This is a genomic window from Flavobacterium fragile, assembly GCF_023634865.1.
Classification (GTDB): domain Bacteria; phylum Bacteroidota; class Bacteroidia; order Flavobacteriales; family Flavobacteriaceae; genus Flavobacterium; species Flavobacterium fragile.
This window is the reverse complement of sequence record NZ_JAMLJN010000002.1, coordinates 176,964-194,111: the sequence shown is the minus strand read 5'-3', so window position 1 is coordinate 194,111 and position 17,148 is coordinate 176,964. Positions and strand designations below refer to the sequence as shown.

The window sequence follows — 17,148 nt, the reverse complement described above, 5'->3', positions numbered from 1 at the left end:
CATGCTGCTAAGCATCCAACATAAAGTTTAAACCCAATTATTTCACGACCAGTTTGTCACGCTGTAAAGCGTCTCTTGAACAAGTGAAACATCTAACATCTGCAATTTTATCATTTTTCTTTGATAAACATGATTATTTTATTTGCATCAATTTTTGATATGAGTGTATCGCCTAGAATTTTATCAATTTTATAATTTTGATTATCAAATTCCAAAAATTCATTATCTATGTTTAGATTTAGGAATTTAGAAGGTTTTTGTCCATTGCTATATTTGATATCCCAAAAACCTAATTTTTCGACTGCAAATCCTTCACTACCAAGAAAACAACGTTCATCAAGAATTCCGTTTTTATATTTATAAATGTTTTGAATTAAGTATTCCGTATTTTCAAACTTTAGGAAACAGCTTTTTGGATACATTTTTTTGTACATTTCATTATTTTCAGCAGTAATTATTTTTACATTTGGTTTTGTATAAAAGTAAAAACCAATTGCTAATGATAATAGAATTACCAAAATGAAATATTTTTTTGTGTTCTTTAGTGCGCTCAATTCGCTCAAATATAGTTGCAATTAAAAGCTAAAACTAATTCAACCAAAAAACCACTAAAACTGCTGGAATAAAGTAAATTACAATCGTTCTAGCGCCATCGTAATCTTTCGCTAAACGTTGTCCGAATAAAAGGAAAAGTAACGTAATACAAGATAAAATGGCACCATAAAATCCTAAACCTCTAATCACCACATCTTGCACCAAGTGTTGGATAATTCCAGAAACACATAAAATTCCCGAAACTACTTCTAAAACAAGAACAATTCCTAAAGCAAATGGAACTTGTTTGGCTAAAATCGTATTGGCAAAATGACCTGTTAACCATTCAACATTGCCTTTCCAATCTTTAATTTTATCATATCCAGATTGTAAAAAAGTGATGGCTAAAAAAGCTAAGACTAAAAGTGGAGCAACTTGTATCATAATTATGCGTTTTTATGGATTAATCGTGTTAGTTTAATAGATAAATCGGTTAAGATGATTTTGCTATTTCCGTTTCTTTCAATGTGGTAAATAGCATCTTCTAATTCTTTGTAAATATCTGAAATATTAGCACCATTTACAAACGGAGCAAATTTCTCCAATTCAAATTTCGGCACTTTTGTTTCTAAGAAAACCAAGTCATTCGCTTTATAATTGAGCAATAACGCTTGTCTGAAAAAGTGAATGCAATAGTGTAAAAATTGTTTTTGCGTTTCTCTTCCAGTAGAAGCAATGTTTTCACTCCAAGCAATTAAATCGTTAATGGCGGCTGCATTTCCTTTGGCACGAAACGCACTTCTCACCCATTCTATAAACCATTCGTCAAACGGAAATTCATCATCTTCTTTTCGTAAAATATGCAACGCTTTGTTATAATTTCCTTCACTTTGATGTGCGATTTTTTTAGCAACTGTTGGTTCACAATTTTCACGTGAAACCAAAGCTTTCGCAATCACATTTTCGCTTAAACCAATGAAATCAATCACTTGACAACGCGAAAGAATAGTTTGCAACATATCGCTAGTGCTTTCGGTAATTAAAATGAAAACGGTTTTAGCTGGCGGTTCTTCTAATAATTTCAATAATTTATTGGCAGCCGAACCATTCATTTTATCTGCCATCCAAATGATCATGATTTTGTAACCGCCTTCGTAAGCTTTTAACGCTAATTTTTTGTTGATTTCAGTTGCTTCATCTACTCCAATTAAACCTTGTTTATTCTGAATTCCAAGGTTTTTCAACCAATCAAATAAACTACCGTATGGATTTTCAGTTAAAAATTGACGCCATTCGACCATAAAATTATCACTAACCGCATGACTTTTAACGCTATCGGTTGTAGCCACCGGAAAAACAAAATGCAAATCGGGATGTGAAAAATGTTCAAATTTTAGGTTACAAGCCGAGTTTTCACCTACATTTTCTCCGCCAACATTGCCACACAAAATGTATTGTGCATACGCAATCGCCATCGGAAGTGTTCCACAACCTTCAGGCCCTACAAACAACTGAGCGTGCGGAATTCTTCCGGCTTCGGCACTCTTAGTTAAGTGATTTTTAATATGTTCCTGTCCTAAAATATCTTTGAAAAGCATGGAACAAACCTAATCAAAAATTACCAAAATTGGTAGAAAAGAAATCAAAAAGTTGGTTTTAGAAGAATTTAAAAAAATGCAAAATATGATATTTGTTATAAAGATTTAAAATACAATAATTTATATTTGCATTCGCTCAAATTAAAATTCGATACAAATGAAAACACTTAACGACTTCAATTTCAATAACAAAAAAGCAATTATTCGAGTAGATTTTAATGTGCCTTTAGATGAAAATTTCAAAGTAACTGATGCTACAAGAATCGAGGCAGCAAAGCCAACAATTGACAAAATATTGAAAGATGGCGGAAGTGTAATTTTAATGAGTCACTTAGGAAGACCAAAAGGAGTTGAAGCAAAATATTCGTTGCAACACATCGTTTCAAAAACGGAAGAAATTTTGGGTCAAAAAGTGCATTTTGCATCGGATTGTATTGGAGAAATTGCTGAAAATGCAGCAAAAAATCTACAACCAGGCGAAATTTTATTATTAGAAAACTTACGTTTTTACGCCGAAGAAGAAAAAGGAGATGTAGAATTTTCTAGAAAATTAGCTTCGTTAGGTGATATTTATGTAAATGATGCTTTTGGAACGGCGCACAGAGCTCACGCTTCAACTACGATTATTGCACAATTTTTCCAAGATGCGAAATGCTTTGGTTATTTGTTAGCTAAAGAAATTGAAAGTATCGAAAAAGTATTGAAAAATTCTGAAAAACCTGTAGTAGCGATTTTGGGAGGAAGTAAAGTTTCTTCAAAAATTACGGTGATTGAAAATATTTTAGACAAAGTAAACCACATGATTATTGGTGGTGGAATGACGTTTACGTTCATCAAAGCTTTGGGCGGAAAAATCGGAAATTCAATTTGTGAAGACGACAAATTAGAATTAGCTATTGAAATTTTAAAACAAGCTAAAGAAAAAGGCGTTCAAATTCACTTACCTGTGGATGTTGTGGCTGCTGATGCTTTTTCAAACGATGCCAATACGCAAGTAGTAGATGTGAAAAACATTTCAGACGGTTGGCAAGGATTGGACGCTGGACCAAAATCATTAGAAATTATCAAACGAATTATATTAGACTCAAAAACAATTCTTTGGAATGGTCCATTAGGTGTTTTTGAAATGGAAAGTTTTGCAAAAGGAACGATTTCGTTAGGAGAATATATTGCAGAATCAACTGCAAATGGTGCTTTTTCACTTGTAGGTGGTGGCGATAGTGTTGCAGCTGTAAAACAATTCGGATTAGAGCCAAAGATGAGTTACGTTTCTACCGGTGGTGGAGCGATGTTAGAAATGCTGGAAGGCAGAACCTTACCTGGAATAGCAGCAATATTAGAATAAGAATACAATAAATGTTTGATTATTAAGTTATTACTAATTAAACTTCTCAAAAATAAAAAATAGAATGAAAAAAATTCTAATTATAACATCGCTTTTCTTGTCGCATCTTGGTTTTGCGCAGGAATCTGTTGAAAAAGAAAGTTTTCTTTCGTTGCCTAAAATGTCCTATTTAGATTCATTGAAAACAACGTTTGTTAATCATAGTACCAGTAATTGTATCGATGAACGTTGGTTGTCGGAATTAGCTAATTTTGAATTATCTAATGATATGTACAACGATATCACAACATTCAATATTGATACAGAAGTTAGTTACAATCTTTCAACCGATTTGTTAAAGAAACGTTTAGCAAAATTGGATGCTAAATCTCCTTTTAATATTGAATATCACCCAGCACTAGAAAATACGATAAAAGCATTTTTAAAAAATCGTCCAAAAGCTTTCGAACGTTTAATGGCGATTTCAGAATATTATTTTCCAATGTTTGAAGAGCATTTAGCGAAATATAATATTCCATTAGAATTAAAGTATTTAGCAATTGTAGAATCAGCTTTAAATCCAAGAGCGAAATCTCGTGTGGGCGCTTCTGGCTTGTGGCAATTTATGTATCCAACAGGTAAACAATACAATCTAGAAGTAACTTCTTACGTAGATGAAAGATATGACCCTCTAAAAGCAACAGAAGCGGCTTGCCAATATTTATCAAGTTTGTATGGAATTTTTGGTGATTGGAGTATGGTTTTAGCGGCTTATAATTGTGGACCGGGTAACGTTTCAAAAGCAATTCGCCGTTCGGGAGGCAGCCAAAATTATTGGAATATTCGTAAAAATTTACCTCAAGAAACAGCTAACTATGTTCCTGCTTTTTTAGCTACGTATTACATTTATGAGTACAAGAAAGAGCATGGTATTCAGCCTAAAAAGGCACCACTAACCTATTTTGAAACGGATACTATTATGGTTAAGAGAGAAATGTCATTCAAGCACATTTCAGATTTATTAGATATTTCAGAAGAGCAATTAGAATTTCTAAATCCGATCTATAAATTAAAAGTGATTCCTTTTGAAGCCGATAAACCTCATTTTTTGCGTTTACCAAAGAATAAAATGGGATTATTTGTTTCAAATGAAGAAAAAATTTACGCTTATTTAACGTATTTAGAAACCTACAAAGAAAAAACCAAAACAGAATTTATTGCCTCAGTATCAAAAGATTCTCTGAATTCAAGAACTGATTCTTCCTTTGTAAGTAAACCTAAATTCGAACGTAAAACCCAATTTCACACAATAAAAAAAGGAGAAAGCTTAGGTAAAATAGCAGATAAGTATAATGTTTCCATTTCAGAACTAAAAAAATGGAACAACATTGATGGAAACACGATTCATGCTGGAGATAGGATAAAGATTTATTCGGATCAAAAAGTTGCTGTAAAAACAGAGCACAAATCAAAGAATGAGGCAACTTATACTGTTAAAACTGGAGATTCTCTTTTTTCGATTTCTAAACAATTTCCTGGGGTTACGGTTGAAGATATAAAGAAATGGAACGATATTAGCGGAGATAGTATACAACCCGGAATGATATTAAAAATTAACGGGTAATTAATTTTTCACTAATGAAAAGAATTACCATACTAATTGCCTTATCCCTATCCTTTTGGAATTGTAAAAATCTTGATGAAGACCAATCAAATCTATCAGAATCAAAAGGATTAATCAATAGTGTTTCGATAATTATTGATGATAATCTTTGGAATGGTGAAATAGGAGATAGTATTCGAAAAAAGTTTGCTGCTCCTGTAGATGGTTTGACACATGAAGAACCATTATTCACATTGAATCAATACCCAACAAAAGTATTTGAAGGCTTTGTACGCAAAAGTCGAAATATTATTTTGGTAAAAAAATCGGATAACATAGAGTTTGTTTCAACTCCAAATCGTTATGCAAAACCACAAAATGTATTTTTCATTTCTGGAAAAGATACAGATGATATCCTAACCATTTTAGAAGAACAATCTGGGGATATTATCAAGACAATAAAATCAACTGAAATCGTTGAAAATCAGAATCGAATAAAAAAAGCATTAGCTTCTGATACACCCTTGCAAAAAATGTTTGGAATAAACCTTCAAATAGGTTCTGGTTACAAATATGATATGGTGAAAGACAATTTTGTATGGTTACGAAAAGAGTTTGCTTCAGGTTATAATAGTATATTAATATATCAAGTTCCCATAGAAATTGTTGAAAAAGACGGGGATATAATTGCAAACATTATTGCTTTGCGTGATGAAATTGGTAAAGAAAATATTCATGGTACTTTAGCTAATACTTGGATGGTTACGGAATCAGCTTATGCACCTTATTTTTTTGAAATAAAAGTAGCCAATAAAAAAACATATTTAACAAAAGGAACTTGGGAATTAAAAAACGATTTTATGGCCGGTCCGTTTGTAAATTATGCTATTAAAGATACTAAAAATAAGCGTTATTTGATTTTAGAAGGATTTACTTATAACCCTTCAAAATCTAATCGTGATTTAGTTTTCGAATTAGAAGCTATTATACAGTCAGTAACATTTTTAAAATAACATATCCTTCAGCGGGAATTCTTTTCTATCATGGAAATAAAATTCAAAATAAAGCGATTTAACGAACTTTCTACAACCGAACTTTACTCCTTATTGCAACTTCGCTCAGAAGTGTTTGTGGTGGAGCAAAATTGCGTCTATCAAGACATTGATGGCAAAGACAAGAAAGCACTTCACGTTTTAGGTTATTGCAATGGGGATTTAGCTGCCTATTCACGCTTGTTTGATAAAGGATATTATTTTGATGAAGCCTCAATTGGACGTGTAATTGTAAGCCCAAAATATCGAAATAAGAAATTTGGTCATGATTTAATTCAGGTTTCAATAAAAGCAATAAAAGATTGTTTCAAAGTAACTGCTATTACTATTTCGGCACAACAATATTTAAAAAAATTCTACGAATCGCACGGATTCATCCAAACCAGTGAAATGTATTTAGAAGATGATATTCCGCATATTCAGATGAAGAGGAGTTAGGAGTGTTGAAATTCTTTTTTACGTTAAGTTTGTCACGCTGTTAAGCGTCTCTTTTAAACAAAAGGAACACAATGAAGGCACACAGTTCACTAAGATTTTGTTTCAAGTTTTGAAATTTTGTTTGAACTTGCCCTTGATTTTTGAATTTGATTTTTGCTCTTGCTACAGCTTATAACTAATGGTCAACATTACAATTCTTGGCAATGTGTAAGTAGTGGAACTCGAAATCATAAAATCTGAAAATGAGTTGTTTATTTTAGTTCCGTTATTCAAGTAATTCTGCGCCGAAAGTTCAAAACGGAATGGATTGTTTTTCTTTTGATAACTTAAATATGCATTGGCAATTCTAAAATCGGTGTTGATGTTATTACTGTTTTCGTTGAAGGTTACTTCGTAATCGGTTTTAAAATTAAAATGTTTCCAAAAATCGATATCAAAATTAAAACCCAATCGATCAGAAGTTAATTTCGAATTCGTTAATCCCGAAAATTGGCTAAACATTTTGTTGTAACTCACACTTACACTTGGCCATTTTTTGTTGGCAGTTCGCAGCAGAATTCCAACACTTTGATTGTTTCTGTCGTTGGTTATCGTTTGATTATTTACCGTTTGAACATAATTGAACCAAGACAAATTGGCATTTAAGCCCAATCTAAATTTGTATATTTTTTTATCTATATTACCATTAATACGATAAGTTGTTTCTGGATTATCGGTAATGGTTGGCGTTGTAAATTGATTAATACCCTCTAAACCAATTTCATTACGAATGGTTCTTACTTTTTTCGTAAAACTAGCATTAGCAAACAACATTAAACCACGATACATACTGGTTTTTGTGTAATTTAAGGTTGCGTTGTGAAACCGTTCGTTTCGCAATAGTGCATTTCCTTTAAAAACCGAATTATAACTTTGTAAGGTATAGCGTTCTAATAAACGATTGGCTTCGGGAAATTCATTTACCAAACGATAATTGAATTTCAAGTTTTCCGATTGATTGAATTCATATTCGCTTAACCAACTAGGTTGTAAAAATGTATTGTTTAACGTGTAATCAGCTGTAATTTGTTGGGTTTTCAAATGAAAATAATGCGCATAAATGGCAGGTTTATTTATCCATTTTCCAATTTTAAACTTATATTCGAGACCTATGTATAAATCGTTTAGTAAATAATTCATGTCGTTCCCAAAACCATCGTTCGCAAAATCATTGTTAGTGCCATCGGTAAGGTATTGTTTTTCGGTGATTTGCAGTTGGGTAGTTCCTAAATTATTTCCAACATTGGTGTATAAATGATTGTAGTTATTAATAATCCAATAATGTTTAAACAACGCATCAACACTGCTATTTTTTACTTTTTTTACTTGTTGAATGTTGTAAAACGAATCATTTTCTAACGGAATTAATCCAGTTAAGAATTCGGTATCGGTTAACCAAGTATTGATGGGTTTTTGATTATCGTAACTTTGGTTAATTACTAAAGTTGTTGTATGTTTTAAATTTATTTGTTTGTGCCATTCTAAAAACTGCTTAATTTGAACATTATCCGCTGAGTTTAAAGTTTCAAATGAAGTTTGTTGCCCGTTGAGTCTTGAATTAAGAACCGAAGTCATATCATTGGCGCTCGATTGAAATTGACCGTTGTAAAACCATTTTTCTTTAGTGTTGGGCGTGAAGTTTAGTTTTACGTTTCCGATGCCTAAAATCGATTTATTTTCACCTTTATTAATGCGTTCTTCTAATGTTGCTGTTGTATTTTGAAGATATTCAATAGTACTTTCGGTTAAAGTGCGGGTAAATAACTTAGAAAAAATAGCAAAACCTTCCACGTCTAATTTAGAATTTATTTCTTGGCGAAAGTTTAAAGCACTAAATTGCGATTTATTTTCAATAACATCAGTATTATCGCTGGCAAAGGAATACAAATCGGTTAATTGTTTTCTTCCCGAAATAAAACTGCTAGCACCACCTTGAAAACGCATCATGTCTTGAAAAGAAAAAGTGCGTTTCCCAATGTTATTGATATCGCCAATGAAACTTACATTCGTTTTTGGAGCATAATAAAACAAAGCAGCGTGACCTAGATAAAATCCGTTATCATCTGCAACTTCAACACCTGCATCGACATCGCCAAAAATGAATTTCTTTTTATCTTCTTTCAGTTTGATGTTCATGGCCAAGTCTTCAGAATCGGAAACTTGTTTTAGAAAGCCTACTTCGTTGAAGTTGTCAATGACTTCTACTTTATCTACGGCATCGGCAGGAATATTTTCTACACCTAATTTAGTGCCACCACCAAAAAATGATTTGTTTTCGACTAAAAACTTGGTTACTTTTTTGCCTTGAACCGTAACACCTCCGTTTTTATCTACTTCAACACCCGGCAGTTTTTCTAGTTGTTCTTTTAGTTTGCGCTCATTACCGTTGGCAAAAGCTTTTACATCATAAATTAAGGTATCTTTTTTTACTATTATGGGTTTGTAATCATAGTTTATGATAATTTCTTTGAGTTGCCCTTTTTTAGCTTTAAGTTTGAAATTATGTTCTCTTTGTGTAAAATTTGCCGGAAGATTTAAAATTTCTTCGGTAAAACCCAAATAGGAAACCCTAACTTCATAAGGTACTTCTTTTTCTAATTCTAATTTATATCTACCTAAATGATCGGCAATAGCAAATTTTAAGCCTTGTTTTTCCACTAAAGGTTTAGCAATTATATTGGCATTTTGTAATGGGTTTCCAAGCGAATCTTTCACTGTGCCGGTTAGGGTTTGGGAAAGAGAAAATAAAGGAAAAAGTAGGAGAAGAATTAGATATTTTGGCATTTAGTTATTTCTTATCTCGAGAATTTTTTTATCATACTGTTCTTGAGTAATTATTTCTGAATTAAAATTAATTATTACAGGGTCATTTGTTTTTTCTATTAAGGTTGCACCAAAAACAATTTCTCGATATTGCAATTCTAAGATTAAACCAGGCAAACCACCAAATCCTCTTGGACCCATTTGTGAAGGTATTTCAGGACAATACCATGCAATAACAGAATGATAAAAAACATCTGGATTTACAATTTTATACTTTGCTGCAGCTTTATAGCATGTATAACCATTTATTTTTTTTGTTTCATTAGTTAGTTCCCAATTTGTTAAAAGCGTATCTTTCACAATAATAGGTTTATTAAAAAAACTTGACGTTTCTTCAATTTTTTTAAAGATATTGTTATTAAAACTATAAATTGGATTATCTGCTTCAGAAATTAACAATGCCATTTTAGTCTCAATTGTATTTTGATTTAAAATATCTTTTTTGTAAAAAAATGATTTGTCTTTATCAATTAACAGCTCAAATTTTACATTTTTTGCTCCATCCATTGCGTTTTTGTAAAATGTTGAAATTCCATCTTTTTTTAAAACAGATTCATCTTTCAAAATATTTAAAGAATATTCTACTTTAATGTTTTGAGAAGACATACTAATGCTAAAAAATATAAATAAAATTTTTTTGAACATAAAAAGGTGTATTAATTTGGGTTTATTTAATTTCAAGGGCACTATTTTAAAAATGTGCCCTTGTTTTTTAGTCAACAGATCTTAAGGAAATATTCATCTTAGTATGCCAGTCTATACATTGGTTATAAGCAATTACAGAAACATTATGAGCATTGGTAACTGTATATCCAGATGATCTAAACATATTATAAATTTCGTCTGCGTAAGCATCACAATTATTTCTTAGAACAACTTTTTCTTCTAAAACTTCAACTTTTTTTGTTTCAGTTGTTTTTGTTTCAACTTTTTTCTCTTCAATTTCATTTGCCATACCAGCAAAAGAAAACGCTACAAGTGCTACGGCACTAAAAATCATTTTTTGCATTTTGTTTAAATTTTTAAAATTAGTATTTTTTTGTGGTTAACCGGGTGCAAATTAATATAATTAAAAACAATGATTTTACGGTTTTTTTAGGCTATTTGTTACGGTTTAAAATTTTCTTCTTTAAATACTAGTTTCCAAACATTGGAGGCGAAGCTACTATTTTTTTAAATTCTTCTTCTGTGATTAATTTACCTTTTGAAGGTTTATCTATAATTATGCTTTCGTTACTGAGTTCTATTTTTGTGGCACCCCATGTAATATTTCTAACTTGTAACTCTAATACTAGACCAGGTAAACCATCATATCCTTTAGGTCCAAAATTAAATGGAATGCTTGGACAATACCAAGCCACAATTGGATGTTTAAAAGTGCCTTTTGGATTAACAACAACTTGCTCTGATGTAGCTTTGTAACATAAATAGTCACCTATTTGTTTGGTTTCATTTTCTAATTTCCAATTTGTTGTTTCTTGATATTCAATCATATATTCTCCAAAAAAACCACTTTCATATTTTATTTTTTTACCTTTTTCAATATCAATAAAATAAGAGGTTGATGCCTCAGAGAAAGATATAGCAAAATCGATTTCTTCATTTTTAATTAGGTCTACCATAGTAAAATAGGAAACAATTTTATTTGCTTCCAATTTGAATTTAATCGCTTGAGCTCCTTTTTGCGCTAAAGCATAATAGTCTTTTAAAATATCATTTTTTGAAAAGCCTTCATCAAAACCTATCTGTAAAGAATAGTTTACACTTAATGAATTTGTTTGCGCGGAAAGGTTTCCAATAAAAATAAATATTACAATAATTTTTCCTAACATATTATATACTTTATTAAAACGCTCTAATATTACATTAAAGCGTTTTGTAATTGATTAAGTTTGTGTTAACACTTTTTCTGTACACGATTTATACGCATCCCAAGCAACTTTTCCTGCTTGTGTTTCATTAGCTCCATTATCAATAGCTGATTGATAAGTGTCAAGATATACATTATGACATCCTGTCTGTGTTGATTCAACTTTTGATTCAACTTTTTTTTCCACTACTTCATTTGCCATTCCAGCAAACGAAAATGCTACAAGTGCAACTGCACTAAAAATCATTTTTTTCATTCATTAAATTTTTAAAATTAGTATTTGTTTTTGGATATCCAAGCTCAAATTAATACTATTCAAAAAAATGATTTTACGGTGTTTTGTGCTGTTTTGTTACGGTATTTAAACGTTAATTAATTTAATTTATTATCGGTTTGATGTTATTATCTTAAGGTTTAGCAATTACATTGGCATTTTGTAATGGGTTTCCAAGAGAATCTTTTACCGAGCCGGTTAGGGTTTGGGAAAGAGAAATAACTCGAAAATTAGTAATAGAATTAGGTGTTTTGGCCCTACAAATACAATGTAAGGCAATTAAAAAAGCAATATTCTGTTTTGACTTTTAACATTTTAACAGAATGTACTCAATAACCATACTAATTGTTAAAACTAAACTATTTCTTCGGCTGTTCCACAGGAATTACATCATTTTTAGTAATCAAAAGCTCTACCCTTCTATCTAAAGAACTTCCTTTTTTCAAGGATTGCGTGTTGCCGTAGCCTTTGTATGTCATACGGGTTTTACTAATGCGTTTCATCAGAAAATAATTGTAAACTCTTTTTGCACGATTGGCAGACAATTCTCTTTTTTTGGTATCGCGATCAATAGCTTCTTTGTGAAACGTTGGGGTACAACAAACGTGACCCTGGATTTCGAAGTGAATGTTTTTGTACTTGTGAAGTTCTAAAGCTATTCGGTCCAATTCTTTTTTGGCTTTGTAAGTTAATTGACTGCTACCTCTTTCAAATAAAACGTGGTCGAGATAAATCCTGTCACCTACAATTCGATCCTTTTTTATCGTGCTGTAAACTCCTGGAATTTTTAAATCCTCAATTACTACCGGTTTAAAATTTACTACTACATCTACTCGTCTATTCTTAGAGCGTGCTTCAGGAATATTAGTTTGCATGTCTTCATCGAGCATAATTCTGCCTTTTCCTTCCAGCGTAATGATGATTTTACTTTTAATACCTCTTTCAATTAGTTTGTTTTTTACCGTATTCGCTCGATTCGTCGATAAAATAAAATTATATTCGTCTTTTCCTCTATCGTCGCAATAGCCAAAAATTTGTACGGATTCAATTCTAGTTGTATCAATTTTGCTAACAAATGCAACTACTGCATTCGCTTGTTCATCTTTAAGATTGTATTTGTCAAATTCAAAAAAAATAGAGTGTACCTCCTCTTCTTCCTGTGCAAAAGAAAAAGTGAAAATGATAAGAAATGCAATGGAAAAGAATGATTTCATCCTATTTTTTTAAGATGGATTTGTATTGTGTTGGATTGTTTAATAGCGCGATGGCTTTTTCAATTTCCAAATTTTCTTTGGTGTAAAATTGATATAAACCTTCACGATACTGATAACGAGTTATAAGCTCTTCTTGAATTAGCTTTTTGATTTGATTTTTATTCTTATCCAGTTCTAATTCTTGATTTTTTTCTATGGCCAATTCCAATTGTTTGTATTCCGTAGCAATTTGAGCATCTATTTTCTCTTTTTTAGCTGTTTCTAAAACGTTTTTCAGCGCTTTGTTGGTTTCGGTGTCTAAAGTGATTTTTTCTTGTTTTAAAAACGTTTTAAATGCAGCATAATCGGCATCTGAAATTGTTGGAATTCCTGAAATAGAGGAATTTTTATAATACCACTGCGTGGCAAAGTTGAAAATAGCATCGTTTTTTATAACAGCCTCTGTTACGGTTGCCATTTTGGTTTCTTCGATTTCAATATCCGGTAAAACACCACCGCCATCATAAACGGTTCTTCCGGCTTTGGTTTTAAAAGCGTTGAATTCGTTTTGCGATTTTTTAATGGCTTTTCCTGATTCATCTTTTTTAGAATAATCCAACGCTTGAATACATCTTCCCGAAGGCGTATAATATCTCGAAATCGTAACTTTAACTTGTGTTCCATAAGACAAATCTAACGGACGTTGCACCAATCCTTTCCCAAAACTTCTCGTTCCTAAAATCACGCCTCTATCCAAATCTTGAATAGCACCCGCTACAATTTCAGAAGCCGAAGCACTTTTACCATCCACAATTATGGCAATCGGAATTTCTAAATCTATAGGTTCGTTTTTTGTTCGATATTCAAAATTATGTTTTGGATTTTTAGATTTTGTAGTAACAATTAATTCGTTTTTCGGCACAAAAAGATTGCAAATATTCACCGCTTCATGCAATAATCCACCCGGGTTTCCTCTTAAATCTAAGATGATTTTTGTTGCGCCTTGTTTTTTCAATTCTAACAAAGCCGCTTTGGTTTCCGAACTCGCTTTCTCAGTGAATTTTGTTAAAACGATGTAGCCTGTATTATCTTTTAAAAGGGAGAAAAACGGAACGGCTTTTATTTCTACATCATCCAAAATTATCGTTGCATTTTGGGTTTTTCCTTGGCGGATATACTGAATTTCAACTTTAGTATTTTTAGCACCACGAAACAATTGTGAAGCATCTTCTTTGTATTCTTTTAGGTTGATATCTCCTATTTGAATTACCTCATCACCTGCTTTCAATCCGGCTTTATCGGCTGGAAATCCTTTGTAAATTTCTTTTAGAAAAACTTTTCCGTCTTTGCGTTGCACCATAGCGCCAATACCTGTGTACTCGCCCGTGTTGTTGATTTTGAATTTTAAAACGTCTTGTTCGTTAAAGAAAACGGTGTATGGATCCAATTCTTTCAACATGCTTTTTATGGCGTTATCCATCATTTCACCGGGATTCGTTTCATCCACGTAATTTTGGTTAACGGTTTTGAAAAGTCCGGTGAAGATTTCGATTTGTTTGGCAATTTCAAAAAAATCGTTTTTAAAACTAACGCCTACAAATAAGAAACCTGCTGCCAATACAGGCAAAATTATTTTTCTATTGAAATATTTTTTCATTGTCGAAAGTCTTGAATGATATTGTCCTACGAAAGTAAAGAATCTTACGCAAAAATTAAACCAAATGTTTATTTACTTCTGCCTTTCATTGAATTTTTGAAAAAGTTGGATGGTTTTCTCTTCGATTTCTTGATAAGAGAGACGTTCCTTCGATTGATAAAAAAACATAAACGCGTGGGGTTTTTCTAAAGGATCAATCAAAAGATGTTTATTTAAACGATAGGTTTCACGTAAAACACGTTTAAAATAATTGCGGTCTACCGCTTTCTTGAAGTATTTTTTAGATACTGAAACACCTATTTTAATAAGTTCCGCATTAGGTTCAGAATTTTCTACATAAACCAAACGCAACGGATATTTCGAAACCGATTTTCCTTCCGTAAACAGAAGGTCAATTGTAGTTTTGCTTTTTAATTTTTCGTCTTTGGAATAGGTAAATTTCATAGCGCAAAGGTATAAAAAAAGCTTCTTCGAATGGAAGAAGCTTTTCTAAAAACAAAATTCGTTTTATTCAGAAAGAACGGCATTGCTTATAACTAAACCTTCCTGAACATGAGAAGGAACGAGTTGATAAGAACTAAATTCCAATTTAAATTTTGCTTTTCCTTGTGTTAAAGAACGAAGTGTTGAGCCGTAATCTTTGAGTTCGGCTAGTGGCACTTCAGAAATAATTTTTTGATAATGACCATCCGTATCCATTCCTTGAATGATGGCTCTTCTAGTCTGTAAATCACCCATGACGTCACCAGTGTAAGCATCTTCACAAAGCACTTCAAGTTGATAATAAGGTTCTAAAAGTTGAGGTTTAGCTTCGTTAAAACCTGCTCTAAAAGCATGTGAAGCTGCTAATTGGAAAGAAATATCATTACTGTCTACCGCATGCATTTTACCATCATAAATGCAAACACGAATGTTTTGACAATTAGAACCCGTTAACGGACCTTCTGTCATTTCTTGCATGATTCCTTTTTTGATTGCAGTTTGGTAACGATTATCAATAGCACCGCCAACTATGCACCAATAAAATGCTAATTTTCCACCCCAAGGCAATTCTTCAATTTCTTTGTTGCGAACGTTTACGCCTTGTGGTTCTGGCATATCATCATAATATGGCTCAATCGTTAAATGTACTTCTCCAAATTGTCCGGCACCACCACTTTGTTTTTTGTGTCGATATTCAGCTTTTGCTGCTTTGGTTATGGTTTCGCGATAGGGTACTTTTGGTTCTTCAAAAATGATTTCGATGTTATTTTCACTTTCGATACGATGTTTGATTAAATCCAAATGCAATTGCCCTTGACCATACACAATGGTTTGTTTTAATTCCGAAGATTGCTCTACTTTGAAAGTCAAATCTTCTTCTTCGATTTGATGTAGCGCTTTAATCATTTTTTCCATATCGGCAGGATTAGAAGTGGTAACCGCTTTTTTAATGCGACTTTCTGGAAATCGCATTTTTCTGACTTTTCTTTCTACACCTTTTGCATTCAACGTATTGTTGGAATGTCCGTATTTCAATCGAATGGTAACTCCTAAATCACCTGCGGTTAATTTATCTACGGCAGTTCTTTGTTTTCCTTCTGCAACGAATAATTGCGTTAAGCGTTCGGTTTCTCCGTTATCGGCATTTACTAGTTCATCACCAGCATTCAATTCGCCCGAAAGTACTTTGAAATAGGAAACCATTCCCACTTGCGGTTCTGAAAGCGTTTTGTAAATGAAAATAGTAGTTTTGTCAGTAGCATCGCATTTTAATTCACCACCATTTTCTAATTTTTTTGCTGGTCTGTCGGCTGGAGATGGCGCAATATCATCGATGAATCCCATAATTCTTCCGCTTCCCATATCTTTTAATCCAGAAGCACAGAAAACAGGAAATATTTGTTGGTTAGCAAGCGCAATAGTTAATCCTTTTGCTAATTCGGTTTCGTCTAAATTGCCTTTTTCGAAGTATTTTTCCATTAAACCTTCTTCGTTTTCCGCTGCTGCTTCTACTAAGGCGTTATGAAGCGCGTTGGCTTTCTCTAATTCAGATTCTGGAATTGGCATTTTTTCTGGTTTTCCACCATTTTCTGGAAAAACATACATCGTCATGCGAAGGACATCAATAATACTATTGAATTTTTCACCCGAATTGTATGGATATTGAATTGGAATCACTTTATTTCCGAAACGATTTATAGCTTGTTCCAATGTAGTTTCGAAATCTGCTTTTGGATGATCCATCTGGTTAATAACAAAAAAAGCAGGTGTTTGATAATTTTGAACGTATTCCCAAACGATTTCCGTTCCCACTTCTACTCCAGAAGCTGCGTTTAATAAAATTACGGCAGTATCGGCTACTTTAAGGGAAGAAACCACTTCTCCAATAAAATCGTCGAAACCTGGAGTATCTATGATGTTGATTTTGTTGTTGTGCCATTTAACGTGCATTAAGTGGCTGTATAAGGTGTTTTCTCTTTCGTGTTCCAAATCAGTAAAATCGGAAATCGTATTATGATTTTCTACCGAACCACGGCGTGGAATTACGCCACTTTCAAATAACATGGTTTCGATAAAGGTGGTCTTTCCTGATCCTGAATGCCCAAGAAATACCACGTTTCTAATGTCTTTTGTTGCAATGCTCATGACTTTATTTTTTTAAATGAATAGCTGATTATAATTGCATTTTTAGCACATTAAAATTACGAAAGCTAAAACACCTAAATTATGATAATTATCATCTTACTTATTGAAAATGAGC

The 17,148-nt window shown here is 32.4% G+C and carries 16 protein-coding genes; 4 read left to right on the top strand and 12 right to left on the bottom strand.

Annotated elements, in window-relative coordinates; genetic code table 11:
• Nucleotides 1-110 precede the first annotated feature (110 nt).
• The 3 genes from NAT47_RS03325 to NAT47_RS03315 all read right to left on the bottom strand — a co-directional run bounded on the left by NAT47_RS03325 (nt 111) and on the right by NAT47_RS03315 (nt 2,132).
• Nucleotides 111-518, bottom strand: a complete 408-nt coding sequence (locus NAT47_RS03325) for a hypothetical protein (protein WP_250580251.1) — start codon at nt 516-518, stop codon at nt 111-113.
• A 70-nt stretch (nt 519-588) separates the two neighbouring features.
• The gene (locus tag NAT47_RS03320) at nt 589-978 is read right to left on the bottom strand and encodes a DoxX family membrane protein (protein ID WP_026725407.1); all 390 of its coding nucleotides are present in this window, start codon (nt 976-978) and stop codon (nt 589-591) included.
• Between the two features lie 2 nt (nt 979-980).
• Nucleotides 981-2,132, bottom strand: coding sequence for a DNA polymerase III subunit (locus NAT47_RS03315; RefSeq protein WP_250580249.1), 1,152 nt, complete (start codon nt 2,130-2,132; stop codon nt 981-983).
• 157 nt (nt 2,133-2,289) lie between these two features.
• Here NAT47_RS03315 and NAT47_RS03310 point away from each other — a divergent pair, with 157 nt between their 5' ends.
• From NAT47_RS03310 to NAT47_RS03295, 4 genes are all read left to right on the top strand, one after another.
• Nucleotides 2,290-3,477: a phosphoglycerate kinase gene (locus tag NAT47_RS03310; protein ID WP_250580247.1), complete on the top strand. Its 1,188-nt coding sequence runs from the start codon at nt 2,290-2,292 to the stop codon at nt 3,475-3,477.
• 64 nt (nt 3,478-3,541) lie between these two features.
• Nucleotides 3,542-5,080 (top strand): lytic transglycosylase domain-containing protein, encoded by a 1,539-nt coding sequence (locus NAT47_RS03305; protein ID WP_250580245.1) that lies wholly within the window; start codon nt 3,542-3,544, stop codon nt 5,078-5,080.
• A gap of 14 nt (nt 5,081-5,094) precedes the next feature.
• Nucleotides 5,095-6,072: a DUF4837 family protein gene (locus NAT47_RS03300; RefSeq protein ID WP_250580243.1), complete on the top strand. Its 978-nt coding sequence runs from the start codon at nt 5,095-5,097 to the stop codon at nt 6,070-6,072.
• A 30-nt stretch (nt 6,073-6,102) separates the two neighbouring features.
• Nucleotides 6,103-6,549, top strand: coding sequence for a GNAT family N-acetyltransferase (locus NAT47_RS03295; protein WP_250580241.1), 447 nt, complete (start codon nt 6,103-6,105; stop codon nt 6,547-6,549).
• 162 nt (nt 6,550-6,711) lie between these two features.
• On the opposite strand, the gene NAT47_RS03290 is transcribed toward NAT47_RS03295, so the two are convergent.
• The 9 genes from NAT47_RS03290 to NAT47_RS03250 form a co-directional block, all read right to left on the bottom strand.
• The gene (locus NAT47_RS03290; RefSeq protein ID WP_250580239.1) at nt 6,712-9,372 is read right to left on the bottom strand and encodes a TonB-dependent receptor; all 2,661 of its coding nucleotides are present in this window, start codon (nt 9,370-9,372) and stop codon (nt 6,712-6,714) included.
• Nucleotides 9,373-10,092, bottom strand: a complete 720-nt coding sequence (locus NAT47_RS03285; RefSeq protein WP_250580237.1) for a GLPGLI family protein — start codon at nt 10,090-10,092, stop codon at nt 9,373-9,375.
• A 31-nt stretch (nt 10,093-10,123) separates the two neighbouring features.
• Nucleotides 10,124-10,420: a hypothetical protein gene (locus tag NAT47_RS03280; RefSeq protein ID WP_250580235.1), complete on the bottom strand. Its 297-nt coding sequence runs from the start codon at nt 10,418-10,420 to the stop codon at nt 10,124-10,126.
• 127 nt (nt 10,421-10,547) lie between these two features.
• Nucleotides 10,548-11,243 (bottom strand): GLPGLI family protein, encoded by a 696-nt coding sequence (locus tag NAT47_RS03275; protein WP_250580233.1) that lies wholly within the window; start codon nt 11,241-11,243, stop codon nt 10,548-10,550.
• A gap of 54 nt (nt 11,244-11,297) precedes the next feature.
• Nucleotides 11,298-11,537: a hypothetical protein gene (locus tag NAT47_RS03270; protein WP_250580232.1), complete on the bottom strand. Its 240-nt coding sequence runs from the start codon at nt 11,535-11,537 to the stop codon at nt 11,298-11,300.
• 377 nt (nt 11,538-11,914) lie between these two features.
• On the bottom strand, nt 11,915-12,769 hold the full coding sequence (locus tag NAT47_RS03265) for an OmpA family protein (RefSeq protein ID WP_250580228.1): 855 nt from the start codon (nt 12,767-12,769) through the stop codon (nt 11,915-11,917).
• Between the two features lies 1 nt (nt 12,770).
• Nucleotides 12,771-14,405, bottom strand: coding sequence for a S41 family peptidase (locus NAT47_RS03260; RefSeq protein WP_250580227.1), 1,635 nt, complete (start codon nt 14,403-14,405; stop codon nt 12,771-12,773).
• Between the two features lie 72 nt (nt 14,406-14,477).
• Nucleotides 14,478-14,849: a ribonuclease P protein component gene (gene rnpA / locus NAT47_RS03255; RefSeq protein WP_250580226.1), complete on the bottom strand. Its 372-nt coding sequence runs from the start codon at nt 14,847-14,849 to the stop codon at nt 14,478-14,480.
• A gap of 63 nt (nt 14,850-14,912) precedes the next feature.
• Nucleotides 14,913-17,033, bottom strand: coding sequence for an elongation factor G (locus tag NAT47_RS03250; RefSeq protein ID WP_250580225.1), 2,121 nt, complete (start codon nt 17,031-17,033; stop codon nt 14,913-14,915).
• Nucleotides 17,034-17,148: the final 115 nt, after the last annotated feature.